The sequence below is a fragment of the Drancourtella sp. An12 genome (genome assembly GCF_002160935.1).
Lineage (GTDB): Bacteria > Bacillota > Clostridia > Lachnospirales > Lachnospiraceae > Sellimonas > Sellimonas catena.
This window is the reverse complement of the sequence record NZ_NFLO01000006.1, coordinates 63345-77023: the sequence shown is the minus strand read 5'-3', so window position 1 is coordinate 77023 and position 13679 is coordinate 63345. Positions and strand designations below refer to the sequence as shown.

General features: G+C 46.6%; 12 protein-coding genes. All 12 read left to right on the top strand.

Translation table 11 applies throughout. From position 1 onward, the window contains the following. Positions 1 to 60 precede the first annotated feature (60 nt). The 12 genes from B5E64_RS08110 to B5E64_RS08055 all read left to right on the top strand — a co-directional run bounded on the left by B5E64_RS08110 (position 61) and on the right by B5E64_RS08055 (position 13679). Entirely contained in the window at positions 61 to 420 is a 360-nt protein-coding gene (locus B5E64_RS08110) for a type II toxin-antitoxin system PemK/MazF family toxin (RefSeq protein ID WP_275532791.1), read from the top strand. A gap of 11 nt (positions 421 to 431) precedes the next feature. Then, the gene (locus B5E64_RS08105) at positions 432 to 1253 is read left to right on the top strand and encodes a hemolysin family protein (RefSeq protein WP_087168013.1); all 822 of its coding nucleotides are present in this window, start codon (positions 432 to 434) and stop codon (positions 1251 to 1253) included. Between the two features lie 66 nt (positions 1254 to 1319). Beyond that, positions 1320 to 2051: a YebC/PmpR family DNA-binding transcriptional regulator gene (locus tag B5E64_RS08100; protein WP_087168012.1), complete on the top strand. Its 732-nt coding sequence runs from the start codon at positions 1320 to 1322 to the stop codon at positions 2049 to 2051. A 34-nt stretch (positions 2052 to 2085) separates the two neighbouring features. Then, positions 2086 to 2856 (top strand): CFI-box-CTERM domain-containing protein, encoded by a 771-nt coding sequence (locus tag B5E64_RS08095; protein ID WP_087168011.1) that lies wholly within the window; start codon positions 2086 to 2088, stop codon positions 2854 to 2856. Positions 2857 to 2888: 32 nt separating this feature from the next. Further along, positions 2889 to 4172 (top strand): O-acetylhomoserine aminocarboxypropyltransferase/cysteine synthase family protein, encoded by a 1284-nt coding sequence (locus B5E64_RS08090; protein WP_087168010.1) that lies wholly within the window; start codon positions 2889 to 2891, stop codon positions 4170 to 4172. 56 nt (positions 4173 to 4228) lie between these two features. Further along, complete coding sequence (locus B5E64_RS08085; protein ID WP_087168009.1) at positions 4229 to 4954, top strand: ATP-dependent Clp protease proteolytic subunit; 726 nt, start codon at positions 4229 to 4231, stop codon at positions 4952 to 4954. Between the two features lie 82 nt (positions 4955 to 5036). Next, positions 5037 to 7601: a DNA translocase FtsK gene (locus B5E64_RS08080; RefSeq protein WP_087168008.1), complete on the top strand. Its 2565-nt coding sequence runs from the start codon at positions 5037 to 5039 to the stop codon at positions 7599 to 7601. A 22-nt stretch (positions 7602 to 7623) separates the two neighbouring features. Further along, positions 7624 to 9294, top strand: a complete 1671-nt coding sequence (locus B5E64_RS08075; protein WP_087168007.1) for a formate--tetrahydrofolate ligase — start codon at positions 7624 to 7626, stop codon at positions 9292 to 9294. Between the two features lie 15 nt (positions 9295 to 9309). Further along, the gene (folD, locus tag B5E64_RS08070) at positions 9310 to 10161 is read left to right on the top strand and encodes a bifunctional methylenetetrahydrofolate dehydrogenase/methenyltetrahydrofolate cyclohydrolase FolD (RefSeq protein WP_087168006.1); all 852 of its coding nucleotides are present in this window, start codon (positions 9310 to 9312) and stop codon (positions 10159 to 10161) included. A gap of 16 nt (positions 10162 to 10177) precedes the next feature. After that, positions 10178 to 11170 carry a chitobiase/beta-hexosaminidase C-terminal domain-containing protein gene (locus tag B5E64_RS08065; protein WP_158099188.1) on the top strand — a complete coding sequence of 331 codons (993 nt, stop codon included), beginning with the start codon at positions 10178 to 10180 and terminating at the stop codon, positions 11168 to 11170. Positions 11171 to 11449: 279 nt separating this feature from the next. Continuing rightward, the gene (locus tag B5E64_RS08060; RefSeq protein ID WP_087168004.1) at positions 11450 to 12631 is read left to right on the top strand and encodes an iron-containing alcohol dehydrogenase; all 1182 of its coding nucleotides are present in this window, start codon (positions 11450 to 11452) and stop codon (positions 12629 to 12631) included. Positions 12632 to 12788: 157 nt separating this feature from the next. After that, positions 12789 to 13679 (top strand): sulfide/dihydroorotate dehydrogenase-like FAD/NAD-binding protein, encoded by an 891-nt coding sequence (locus B5E64_RS08055; protein ID WP_087168003.1) that lies wholly within the window; start codon positions 12789 to 12791, stop codon positions 13677 to 13679.

Sequence of the window (13679 nt, the reverse complement as noted above, 5' to 3'; positions counted from 1 at the left end):
GGCTTTTGGAATACTTCAAAGTAAAGGTGGAAATACTCACTATATCTTAGAAAATGGAGTGTGAAGAAAGTGCAGCAGGTTCATCGTGGAGATATTTTTTATGCGGATTTAAGTCCGGTGGTTGGTTCCGAACAGGGAGGCATCCGCCCGGTTCTTGTTATACAGAACGAGATGGGGAACAAACACAGCCCGACGGTAATCTGCGCGGCGATCACGTCACGGATGCATAAGTCAAAGCTCCCGACCCACGTGGAGATCGACGCAAGAAGATATGGTGTAGTAAAAAATTCGGTTGTTCTACTGGAGCAGATCCGTACAATCGATAAACAAAGATTAAAGGAAAGTGTGTGCCACCTGGATCAGGAAATCATGAAAAAAGTGGATGAGGCACTGAAGATCAGTATTGCACTTTCTACATAGAAGGAGAAAATATGGACCAACGGGATACAATTAGAAAAGAGGTTCTGGAAAATCTCAAAGAAGGGGAAAAGGACGGCAGTATTCAGGAGATGGAGTACCGGATGATCCGTAATGTCTTTTCGTTCCTGGATAAAGATGCAAAGGAAGTCATGACTCACAGGAAAAATATTGTCGCATTAAACTGCAATGATATTTTGGAAGAGGTGGCAGCTTTTGCATCCAGGGCAAAATATTCCAGATTTCCTGTCTATGAAGAGGAAATCGACAATATACTTGGCATCATTCATATCCGGGATATTATGAAGCTCTATCTGAATCCCGAAATGAGGGGCAAGAAACTTGGAGAAATCCGGGACGCGTTCATGCCGGTATGTTTTATTCCGGAAACGAGGAAGATCAGCCGCCTTTTCATGCAGATGAAGGCAAAACAGATCCATTTGTGCGTTGTGATTGACGAGTACGGTCAGACAGCAGGACTCGTCGCCATGGAAGATATTATTGAAGAAATTATGGGAAATATCCGGGACGAATACGATGAGGAAGAAGAGATGATCCGAAAAAACGAGGACGGTTCCTACGAGGTGAACGGTCTGTGCGGGCTTACCGAACTCTCGGACGTACTTGGTATTGTTTTTCAGGATGAAGACGAGGACAATGAGTATGAGACATTAAATGGATTTCTGATTGTAAAGCTTGAGAGGATTCCTGCAGAAGACGAGCTGTGCAGTGTTTCCTACGAGGGCTATCTGTTTGAGATCAAGGAAGTGGACAACAATATTATCCAAAAGGTGAAGATTACAAAAACGGAACTTGTCACGGAATCGAAAGAATGATAAAATTAAGAACATGAGTTTTCCTGAAGAAGGAAGAGAGATTACATACGAAGAGAGGTAGAGAACATGTCAGGACATTCCAAATTCGCAAATATTAAGCATAAAAAGGAAAAAAATGATGCTGCAAAGGGAAAGATTTTCACAAAGATCGGGCGTGAGATCGCTGTAGCAGTTAAAGAAGGAGGCGGAGCGGATCCTGCGAACAACAGCAGACTCCGCGATGTGATTGCGAAGGCAAAAGCAAACAACATGCCAAACGACAATATTGAGCGAAGCATTAAAAAGGCAGCCGGAGACGCGGATGCCAACAATTACGAAAGAGTCGTATATGAAGGATATGGGCCGAACGGAACAGCTATTATTGTAGAGGCGCTGACCGACAATAAAAACCGTACAGCTTCCAATGTCAGAAGTGCATTTACAAAAGGAAACGGAAATATCGGGACACCAGGATGCGTATCCTTTATGTTTGACAAGAAGGGACAGATTCTGATCGACAGGGAAGAGTTTGAGATGGACGCGGATGAGCTGATGATGCTGGCGCTTGACGCGGGAGCCGAGGATTTCGCGGAAGAGGAGGACAGCTTTGAGATTATCACAGATCCGGACAGCTTTTCCGAGGTACGTGAGAAGCTGGAAGCAGCAGGCATCCCTATGATGGAAGCCTCTGTTACCATGATTCCTCAGACCTATGTAGAGCTGACAGACGAGACGGATATCAAAAACATTCAGAAAACACTGGATCTTCTCGATGACGATGATGATGTGCAGGAAGTATACCATAACTGGGAAGAGTAAAGCGTTTTGGAATATACTGTAAGGGAGGGGTCCTATGCAGGCAGGACCAGAAAAACGGATGATTTCCATGTTCAACGAGGCCATGGAACTGTCGGGGCGCTTTCGAAAGAATACATATGAACCGGCCTTCCGTGAGTTTTTCAGGAGGCGTAGTACTGATCTTGAAGAACTCCTCAGCGAGATCCGGGGGACGGAAGAAAAAAGTCAGGAAGAGCTGATTGCCCGGGCCGGAAAAAGCGTTCCGGATTATGTGGATGAAAAGCTTGAAGAGATCGCAGGAAAACGGAAAAGGGAGAATCAGGTTATGGATTATAATCTTGCACTTGTAACCTTTTTCATTCCGCTTCTGTTACACAGCAGGGAACCGGAACTGGAAGCTGTGGCAGACCAGACAATTAAGAACTGGAATCAGCTTGAGAATGTGACCATGAAGATCGGAAAGTCTACTTTTGAAGAGATCAACGGCGGATTCCGAAACCGGCTTTGTTATGTGACAACAGCCGTCTGCCGTTCACTGGATAAACCGGACGGGTGTTATGAGCTGAAAACTCTTCGGGACTACCGGGATCGATATCTGGCATCTTCTCCGGGAGGCAGGGAGACAATCCGCGAGTATTACAATATTGCACCGACGATTGTAAAAAGAATCGAACGGCAGAAAAATGCAGATGAGATTTACCGAAAGATCTGGAAAGAATATCTGGAGCGGTGCATCGGACTGATCGAAACCGGTAAGATGGAAGAATGCAGAGAAGTATATACAAAGATGGTACACGAACTGGAACGGGAATATTTGTTTTCCTGATCCGGTAAAGAAAATACAGGAGGAGCAAGGGTATGAGTGAACAGTTTAATATCGAAACAAAATGTATCCAGTCAGGCTGGAAACCAAAAAAGGGAGAACCGAGAATCCTTCCGATTTATCAGAGTACGACATTTAAGTACGATACAAGCGAACAGATGGGACGTCTGTTTGACCTGGAAGACAGCGGATATTTCTACACAAGACTGCAGAATCCGACAAATGATGCAGTAGCGGAAAAGATCTGCGAACTGGAAGGCGGTTATGCCGCCATGCTGACATCGTCCGGACAGGCAGCAAATTTTTATGCTGTTATGAACATTGCAGAGGAAGGAGACCATATCGTATGTTCGTCTGCTCTCTATGGAGGCACCTATAATCTGTATGCACACACCATCCGTAAAATGGGTGTGGAAGCTACTTTTGTGGATCCGGACTGTTCGGAAGAAGAGTTAAACGCAGCATTCCGTGAAAATACGAAAGCTGTAGTCGGTGAGACGATCGCCAATCCTGCACTGACAGTACTGGACATTGAGAAATTTGCAAAGGCGGCGCATGCACACGGTGTTCCGCTGATTGTGGATAATACATTTGCGACTCCGATCAACTGCCGCCCGTTTGATTGGGGAGCAGACATTGTCACCCATTCTACAACAAAATACATGGATGGACATGCCATGACAGTCGGCGGGGCAATCGTAGACAGCGGAAACTTCGACTGGAGTGCCCATGCGGATAAATTCCCGGGACTGACACAGCCGGACGAAACATACCATGGAATTGTCTATACGGAAAAATTCGGAAAAGGAGCATACATCACCAAGGCGACAGCACAGCTGATGCGTGACCTGGGATCGATTCAGTCTCCTCAGAATGCATTCCTTTTAAATATCGGTCTGGAGACTCTGCACCTGAGAATGCCGCGCCACTGCGAGAATGCAAAGAAAGTCGCTTCTTATCTGAAAGGACATGATAAAGTTGCCTGGGTAAACTGCGCGATGCTGGAAGGGGATAAATACCATGATCTGGCAGCGAAATACATGCCAAACGGTACCTGCGGTGTGATTACGTTCGGTTTAAAAGGCGGAAGAGATGCGTCTGTAAAAATGATGGACAATCTGAAGCTTGCGGCCATCGTTACCCATGTGGCAGATGCCAGAACATGCGTACTTCACCCGGCAAGTCATACACACCGGCAGATGAATGATCAGGAACTACTGGAAGCAGGAGTACAGCCGGATCTGATCCGTTTCAGCGTTGGCATTGAAAATGCTGACGATATTATTGCGGATCTGGAACAGGCACTTGCGCTCGTTTAATGCATATTTCAAAAAACACCTCCGCATACTAAGCAGAAAATGTGGAGGTGTTTTTTATGGAAAATCAGGAAAAACAGGAAAAAGAAACCGAACAGATCAAAGAAACCGGAAGCCTGGAACTGGAAGGCAGACACGGAAACTACAAGGTCTATCTGCTTACTATTATCGGTGAGATTGAAGGGCATGAAGCGGTATCCGGAAATACGAAAGCAACCAAGTATGAGCATCTTCTTCCGAAACTTGCGGAGATTGAGTCAAATGACGAGATTGAAGGAGTACTGATCCTGCTCAATACTCTGGGAGGGGACGTGGAGGCCGGACTTGCCATTGCGGAGATGATTTCATCTTTGAGCAAACCGACCGTATCCCTTGTTCTTGGAGGAAGTCACTCGATCGGAGGACCGCTTGCCGTATCGGCAGACTATTCCTTTATTGTGCCGAGCGGAACGATGATCGTGCATCCTGTCCGGTCCAACGGTATGTTTATCGGAGTGATTCAGAGTTACCGCAATATGGAACGAACCCAGGACAGGATTACCAGATTTATTTCCGGACATTCCAGAATCACACAGGAAAGGCTTGAGGAACTGATGCTGGATTCTTCACAGCTTGTCAAAGATGTAGGAACACTCCTCGAGGGAGAAGATGCCGTCAGAGAGGGCATTATTGATGAAGTCGGGGGAATACGGGAAGCATTTGCAAAAATCTATGAACTGATCGAGAAGCGTTCAGATGAAAAGAAAACAGAAAAACACAGCGGGAATGCCGTTGAAAATAGATAATGACATCATATTTTAAAAATGCTATAATGAAACATAAGCGAAAAACCCGCAAAAAGCGGGAAAGCAGCAAGGGGGATCTTTCATGGCCCAGAAGACGCCACAGAAAAAGAAGAAAAAAACAACAACAAAGAGAACAGGGGCAAAATCCACCCGGACAAGGGCAAAATCCAGCCGTTCCGGCCGTCCTACAAAGGCCGAACTGGAAAGAGAGGCGATTGTCAGAGAAGAGATCGTTATACTGGTGGCACTGGCACTTTCGATTCTTCTGCTGATCAGTAACTTTGGACTTGGAGGGGCTGTAGGCAGAGTTATTGCGGATTTTATGGAAGGAATTTTTGGACAGCTCTCCTATATTTTCCCGTTCCTTTTCTTCGCGGGCATCGCATTTGTTATTTCCAACAGAGGGAACACAAAGGCATATACGAAACTGGGAGCAGCAGTGGTGCTTGTCATATTGATCTGCTCATTTCTGGAACTTGTCAACCGGGCAGGAGGAAGCATCGGCGAGGTGATTGCGGGGCTGATGGTACCGGCGCTTGGAATTGTAGGTTCCTATGTAGTAATTGTAATTCTGATGCTGATCTGTCTGATTCTGATTACACAGCGTTCTCTTCTGAAGAGTATGCAGAGAGCCGGACAGAACATTCAGACAAAGGCAAAATCCGGAAGGGAGCACCGAAAGGCACAGCGTGAGGAGAAGAAAAAGGAAAAGGCGGTAAAACGCCAGGAACACAAAGTGGAAGGTGTTTCTTTTGACACAACACTGGAAGGACGCAATCCGGAGATCCAGGAACTTGTGATCAAAGAGGATAAAAAAGAAAAGAAAAGAGCAGCGAAAGCTGAGAAAAATAAAAAAGCAGAAGCAGAATCTGTCAGGGCACCGGAAGAGGAGCTTACCATTACAAGAGAAGAAACGTATGGGACAGAAGACGGCGTTTCGGCAGAGGCTTATGAGGCAGTTCCTGATCTTTCCGAACTTCCGGAGGAGGGAATTACCTTTATGAAAGAACCGGCTGCATCATCCAGGACTGCTTCTGCACAGGCTGCGGCACCGGATGCATCTGTATTTCAGGCGGAGGAACAGAAGAACAGAGCTGCCGAGAAAGCACTGGAGGCAGAGACCCGTAAGAACGTAACAGCAGAGATTGAGAAGTCGATTGCAAAACCGGCTCCGGTCTACCATGCTCCGCCGATGAGTCTGTTAAAGCACGGCACAAAGGGAGCCGGAGATTCGGATGCCCATCTTCGTGAGACCGCGGCAAAGCTTCAGCAGACATTAAAGACATTTGGCGTCAATGTGACGGTGACGAACGTCAGCTGCGGACCGTCAGTGACCCGTTATGAGGTACAGCCGGAAATGGGCGTCAAGGTCAGCAAGATTGTAGGACTTGCAGACGACCTGAAACTGAATCTGGCGGCGGCGGACATCCGGATCGAAGCGCCGATACCGGGGAAAGCAGCGGTCGGTATCGAAGTGCCAAATAAAGGAAATTCAACAGTACAGCTCAGGGATCTTCTTGAAACCGAGGAATTCCGGACCGCAAAGTCTAAAATCAGTTTTGCGGTCGGAAAAGATATCAGCGGACGGACGGTGGTGTCGGATATCGCAAAAATGCCGCATCTTCTCGTGGCGGGCGCGACCGGATCCGGAAAGTCCGTCTGCATCAACACACTGATTATGAGTATTTTGTTCAAGGCTTCTCCGCAGGAAGTCAAGTTAATCATGATCGACCCGAAGGTTGTGGAGCTCAGTGTTTATAATGGGATTCCGCATCTTCTGATTCCGGTTGTGACAGATCCGAAAAAGGCGGCCGGAGCACTGAACTGGGCCGTGGCGGAGATGATGAAGCGTTATCAGCTCTTTGAACAGTATAAAGTGCGGGATATGGAAGGATTCAACGCAAAGGTAGAGAGTGTCCGGCATATTGAAACAAATGAGGAAAAACCGGAAAAGATGCCACAGATCGTTATTATCGTAGACGAGCTTGCGGATCTGATGATGGTTGCACCCGGTGATGTGGAAGAGTCGATCTGCCGTCTTGCGCAGCTTGCGAGAGCGGCAGGAATTCATCTGGTGCTTGCAACTCAGAGGCCGTCTGTAAACGTCATTACAGGGCTGATTAAGGCAAACATGCCGTCCAGAATTGCCTTTTCCGTGTCATCCGGTGTCGACTCCAGGACGATCATCGATATGAACGGCGCGGAAAAGCTCCTTGGAAAGGGAGATATGCTGTTCTACCCGGCAGGCTATCAGAAGCCGGTCCGGGTGCAGGGAGCATTTGTATCCGACAAGGAAGTTCAGGCGGTTGTAGATTATCTCGTAAAAAATAATGGAAATGCTTCTTATGATGAAGCGGTCCAGACGCACATGACCAATGCGGCAAGTGGCACTTCTGCTTCCGGACCGGGAGGATCCGGCGAGGAAAGAGATGTCTATTTTAAAGACGCCGGATACTTTATTATTGAAAAGGATAAAGCGTCGATCGGCATGCTGCAGAGGGTACTCAAAATCGGATTCAACCGGGCGGCAAGGATCATGGACCAGCTTTATGAAGCAGGTGTCGTCGGGGAAGAAGAAGGCACCAAACCGAGAAAGGTTCTGATGTCAAAGGAACAGTTTGACCAGTACATAGAGGAACATGTTTAGGGGAAGAAATGGAGGAAGGAAAATGAAAACAGACATTCAGATTGCACAGGAAGCAACAATGGAGCCAATCAAAAATGTGGCCGCTTCAATCGGGATTGAAGAAGAGGATCTGGAGTTCTACGGTAAATACAAAGCAAAATTATCCGCAGAACTGTGGGATAAGGTGAAAGACCGTCCAAATGGAAAACTTGTCCTTGTAACGGCGATCAATCCGACACCGGCCGGAGAAGGTAAGACCACCGTGACGGTAGGACTCGGAGAAGCCATGGCAAAAATCGGAAAGAAAGCATTGATTGCCCTTCGTGAACCATCCCTGGGTCCATGTTTCGGAATCAAAGGAGGAGCAGCTGGCGGCGGATATGCCCAGGTTGTTCCAATGGAAGATCTGAATCTTCATTTTACCGGTGATTTTCACGCAATCACATCTGCAAACAACCTGCTGGCGGCTCTGCTTGACAATCATATTCAGCAGGGAAACCAGCTGGGAATTGATCCAAGACAGGTCGTATGGAAACGCTGCGAGGATATGAATGACCGTGTTCTCAGAAATATCGTTGTGGGCCTTGGAAACAAGATGGACGGTATGGTAAGGGAAGATCATTTCGTTATCACTGTGGCATCCGAGATTATGGCGATTCTCTGTCTTGCTGACAACCTTGCAGACCTCAAAAGACGTCTTGGAAAGATTATCGTTGCCTATACCTTTGACGGAAAACCGGTGACAGCAGATGATCTGCAGGCGACAGGTGCCATGGCAGCGCTTTTGAAGGATGCGATCAAGCCGAATATGATCCAGACTCTGGAGCATACACCGGCTCTTGTACACGGCGGACCATTTGCAAATATTGCGCATGGATGCAACAGTGTACAGGCAACAAAAATGGCGTTGAAGATGAGCGATATCACCATCACCGAGGCCGGATTCGGTGCGGATCTGGGTGCTGAAAAATTTATGGACATCAAATGCCGGATGAGCGGACTGAAACCGGATGCAGTTGTTCTGGTTGCAACGATCCGTGCACTGAAATATAACGGCGGCGTACCGAAAAATGAATTAAATGAGGAAAATCTGGATGCCCTGAAAAAGGGAATTGTCAACCTGGAAAAACACATTGAAAATCTGCAGAAGTTCGGTGTGCCGGTTGTCGTTACACTGAATGCTTTTTCAGCAGATACAGACGCGGAAAAAGAATTTGTCAAAACATTCTGCGAAGAGAGAGACTGTGAATTTGCAATCGCGGATGTATGGGCAAAAGGCGGAGAAGGCGGTGTTGAGCTTGCAAATAAAGTTTTGAAGACACTGGAGACAAAAGAAAGTCATTTTCACCCGCTTTATCCGGATGAGATGCCGCTGAAAGATAAGATTGAGACAGTAGCAAAGGAAATTTACGGGGCAGACGGCGTTGATTACGATAAGGCCGCATTGAAACAGCTGGCCAAGATCGAAGAGCTCGGATTCGCCAATGTTCCGGTCTGCATGGCAAAGACCCAGTATTCCCTTTCCGATGATCAGACACTTCTTGGCCGTCCGGAAGGATTCCGCATTCATGTAAGAGAAGTTTACGTAAGTGCGGGAGCGGGATTTGTAGTCGTGCTTACAGGAGCAGTAATGACGATGCCGGGACTTCCGAAAGTGCCTGCGGCAAATAATATTGATGTGACAGACGATGGAAAGATTACGGGATTGTTCTAAAAAAGGAGACGAAAAATGGCAGTATTGATAGACGGAAAAGCAATTTCCTCGGAAATCAAAGAGGAACTGAAACAGGAAGTGGCAGAATTGAAGGCACAGGGGCTCACCCCGTGCCTGGCTGTCATACTGGTGGGAGACGATAGCGCATCTGCCATCTACGTAAGAAACAAAAAGAGAGCATGTGAATATATCGGAATTGAATCTCGTTCTTATGAACTCCCAAAGGAGACTACCGAACAGGAGCTGGAAAAACTGGTAAGAGAGCTTAATGAAGATGAAACCGTGGACGGCATCCTTGTTCAGCTGCCTCTTCCGGAGCAGATTGACGAAGAAAAAATTACCGGAATGATTTCTCCGAAAAAAGATGTGGACGGATTCCTTCCGGAAAGCATTGGCGCGCTTTGTATTGGATCGGAAGGATTCCGGTCCTGTACTCCTGCCGGAGTGCTCGAGTTAATTAAACGGTCCGGCTATACAATCGAGGGAAAAGAGTGTGTAGTAGTTGGACGGAGCAACCACGTCGGGAAACCGATGGCGCTTCTCCTGCTTGAGCAGAATGGAACGGTAACAATCGCACACTCAAGAACAAAAAACCTCAGTGAGATTACCAGGCGGGCTGATATTCTTGTAGTTGCAGTCGGAAATCCGAAGCTGATTCAGGCGGACGATGTCAAAGAGGGAGCCGTTGTCATTGATGTCGGGATGAACCGGGATGAAAACGGAAAGCTGTGCGGAGATGTGGATTTTGAACATGTGAAAGAAAAGGCAGAAGCAATCACACCGGTACCCGGGGGAGTAGGACCGATGACAATTGCAATGTTGATGAATAACTGTGTGGAGGCGGCACGGAAAAAGAGGAGAGAATAAGGGTACCATGCAAAGAATGACAAATCCAGGAGACAGACTGTCAGAGGAAGAGATCAGAAGGCGGAGGAGAAGAGCAAAAGCGGAGCGGATGCGCCGCAAGAGAAGGCTGAGACGGATTCTGATTCTGGGAATGATCCTGTTTCTTGCAGCGATCATCGGAATCGGAGTTTTGATCTATCGGAATACATATACCGGTGTGGTAAATCAGGGGAAAAGAGCCGAAGCAGGCGGCAATACTACAAAAGCGGAAGACCTCTATCTGAGGGCAATTGAAAAAAACGGCGAAAAAGAGGATGCCTACGTGAGTCTTGCAAAGCTTTATCACGGCCGGGATCAGGATGATAAGGCAGATACTCTTCTGCAGGAAGCGGTGAATACCTATCCGGACAGCACAGGCGTATACCGCGCTGCGGTAGAGTTTTATGAAGACACAGAGCAGACGGAAAAAATCGCCTATATCATGAGCACCTGTACCAATGAGCAGATCCTCACAGAACTCAAGGATTATGTGGCCAAAATTCCGGAATTCAGTCTGGACGACGACAAGGTCTACGATAATGTGCAGGAGTTGACACTGAGCAGTGAAGATGAAGGGACTATCTATTATACTCTTGACGGCAGCGAGGCGACAACAGACAGTACAGAATACAAAGAACCGATCCAGCTGAATCAGGAAGGAGAGACGACAGTCCGGGCCATTTTTGTCAATAAAAAAGGAATTGCAAGTGTTGAGGTACAAAAAACATATACGATCCAGTTTCCGGTAGCGGACGCGCCTGCAGTATCACCGACAACGGGACAGTATTCCGAGGCGGTCAGCGTTGAAATACAGGTGCCGGACGGTTACACTGCATACTATACACTGGACGGAACCGAACCGTCGGATCAGTCTATTCAGTATACCGGCGCATTCGCGGTTTACGAAGATACGGAACTGAATGTTGTACTGATTGATGGAAACGGAAAGAAAAGTGAAGTTACAACGAGAAAATACAGATTCAGTTCCTGATGGCCGTAGATTTTATGAATATGACCTGAAAACAGAAAATGATCTGCCGGGAAAACAGGAGAAAGAGAGGAAGAATTCAGAGGGTTCTTCCTCTCTTTTCTTTTTTCAGGGTACTCCTTGGATAAGATAATTGTTCCAAATCAGAGAAATATTCAATCAATTAAAAATCCGGACATAAAAATTGTTAAAAACAAGTGAAAGAACTTGAAAAATTTTAAAAGTAGGAGTATACTAACGATAGTTAAAAAATTATCAATGGAAGAAAAGGAGAGACAAGCAATGAGCAGATTTTGTTTACCAAGAGATATTTACCATGGTAAGGGCTGTTTGGAAGAGCTGAAAAACCTGAAAGGAAAGAAAGCCATTCTGGTAGTCGGAGGAGGCTCCATGAAACGCCAGGGATTCCTCGACAGAGCAGTGAATTATCTGAAAGAGGCAGGCATGGAAGTACAGCTCTTTGAAGGAGTTGAGCCGGACCCGTCTGTTGAAACAGTTATGAAAGGTGCAGAAGCCATGAGAGCATTCGAGCCTGACTGGATCGTTGCTATGGGCGGCGGATCACCGATCGATGCTGCAAAAGCAATGTGGGCATTCTATGAATATCCGGATACAACATTCGAAGATCTGTGCACACCGTTTAACTTCCCGGAATTAAGACAGAAAGCGAAATTTGCAGCAATTCCGTCTACATCCGGTACAGCTACAGAGGTGACTGCATTCTCCGTTATCACAAACTATCAGACAGGAGTAAAATATCCGCTTGCTGACTTCAACATCACACCGGATATCGCCATTGTAGACCCGGATCTTGTTGCAGGACTTCCGGTAAAACAGGTTGCCTACACAGGAATGGACGCTCTTACTCATGCGATTGAGGCTTATGTTTCCACACTGAATGGACCATTTACAGATCCGCTTGCACTGCAGGCAATCGAGATGGTACTGGATTATCTGCCGGCATCCTACCATTGTGATATGGACGCAAGAGAGCAGATGCACTACGCACAGTGCCTGGCCGGAATGGCATTCTCCAATGCACTGCTTGGTATTGTACACTCTATGGCTCATAAGACAGGAGCTGCATTCTCCACAGGACATATTCCGCACGGATGCGCGAATGCAATTTATCTTCCATATGTTATCAAATACAATGCAAAAGATCCTGTAGCAGCAAAACGTTACGCAGAGATCGCACGCAGGATGGGACTTCCGGGAACATCTGAAAAAGCATTAATCAACAGCCTCGTTGCAAAGATTGATGCATTCAATGTAGAACTCGGAATCCCGAAAACATTAAAAGAATTCGGAATCAACGAAGAAGAATTTAAAGAAAAACTTTCCAGTATCGCAGAACTTGCAGTCGGCGATGCATGTACAGGATCCAACCCGAGAAGCATCACACCTGCAGAGATGGAAAAACTTCTCACATGTACATATTACGGAACAGAGGTAGACTTCTAAATACCGTATGACCGCCGCTTTTCGGAAGCGGCGGTTTCCTTTTGGCGAAATTGTGAATTCCTTATCGAAAAAAACAGTTTCCCTGTAAGAATTTACTTGATATTTTATGAACAATATCTTATGATAATTAAAGTATAACAATTAGGAGGCATGGGAGATGTACAAAATTTTAAAAGCAAAAGACCTTGCAGAAAATATTTTTCTCATGGATGTGGAAGCTCCTCGTGTTGCGCGCCATTGCGAGCCGGGGCAGTTTGTCATTGTAAAAATGGATGAAAAAGGTGAGAGAATCCCGCTTACAATTTGTGACTACGATAGAGAAAAGGGAACGATCACAATTGTAGTACAGGTGGTTGGAGCATCCACTAAGAAAATGGCAGAGTATAAAGAAGGAGAATATTTCCGTGATTTTACAGGACCGCTTGGACGTCCGTCCGAGTTCATTTCCGAAGATCCGGAAACATTAAAGAATAAAAAAATCCTGTTCGTGGCAGGCGGTCTTGGAACTGCGCCTGTATACCCGCAGGTAAAATGGCTGCATGAGCACGGCGTTGACGCAGATGTCATCATCGGTGCAAAGACAAAAGATCTTGTAATCATGGAAGAAGAGATGAAGGCAGTAGCAGGTAACGTTTATGTCTGCACAGACGATGGAAGCTACGGACATGCCGGCATGGTTACTTCCATGGTGGAGAAGCTTGTAAAAGAGGAAGGAAAGCATTATGATGTCTGTGTTGCAATCGGACCGATGATCATGATGAAATTCACATGCCTCATGACAAAGGATCTGGGAATTCCGACGATCGTCAGCATGAACCCGATCATGGTTGACGGTACTGGAATGTGCGGTGCATGCCGTCTGCACGTAGGCGACGAAGTGAAGTTCGCATGCGTAGACGGTCCGGAATTTGATGGTCATCTTGTAGACTTTGACGAAGCGATGAAGAGACAGCAGATGTACAGAACAGAAGAAGGAAGAGCAATGCTGAGACTGCAGGAAGGCAATACACATCACGGCGGATGTGGAAATTGTGGAGGTGACAATTAA

Bases quoted from the DNA above. Each gene is read 5' to 3' on its own strand.
- B5E64_RS08105 (WP_087168013.1), top strand. From the start codon at position 432: ATGGACCAACGGGATACAATTAGAAAAGAGGTTCTGGAAAATCTCAAA.
- B5E64_RS08100 (WP_087168012.1), top strand. From the start codon at position 1,320: ATGTCAGGACATTCCAAATTCGCAAATATTAAGCATAAAAAGGAAAAA.
- B5E64_RS08095 (WP_087168011.1), top strand. From the start codon at position 2,086: ATGCAGGCAGGACCAGAAAAACGGATGATTTCCATGTTCAACGAGGCC.
- B5E64_RS08090 (WP_087168010.1), top strand. From the start codon at position 2,889: ATGAGTGAACAGTTTAATATCGAAACAAAATGTATCCAGTCAGGCTGG.
- B5E64_RS08085 (WP_087168009.1), top strand. From the start codon at position 4,229: ATGGAAAATCAGGAAAAACAGGAAAAAGAAACCGAACAGATCAAAGAA.
- B5E64_RS08080 (WP_087168008.1), top strand. From the start codon at position 5,037: ATGGCCCAGAAGACGCCACAGAAAAAGAAGAAAAAAACAACAACAAAG.
- B5E64_RS08075 (WP_087168007.1), top strand. From the start codon at position 7,624: ATGAAAACAGACATTCAGATTGCACAGGAAGCAACAATGGAGCCAATC.
- folD (WP_087168006.1), top strand. From the start codon at position 9,310: ATGGCAGTATTGATAGACGGAAAAGCAATTTCCTCGGAAATCAAAGAG.
- B5E64_RS08065 (WP_158099188.1), top strand. From the start codon at position 10,178: ATGACAAATCCAGGAGACAGACTGTCAGAGGAAGAGATCAGAAGGCGG.
- B5E64_RS08060 (WP_087168004.1), top strand. From the start codon at position 11,450: ATGAGCAGATTTTGTTTACCAAGAGATATTTACCATGGTAAGGGCTGT.
- B5E64_RS08055 (WP_087168003.1), top strand. From the start codon at position 12,789: ATGTACAAAATTTTAAAAGCAAAAGACCTTGCAGAAAATATTTTTCTC.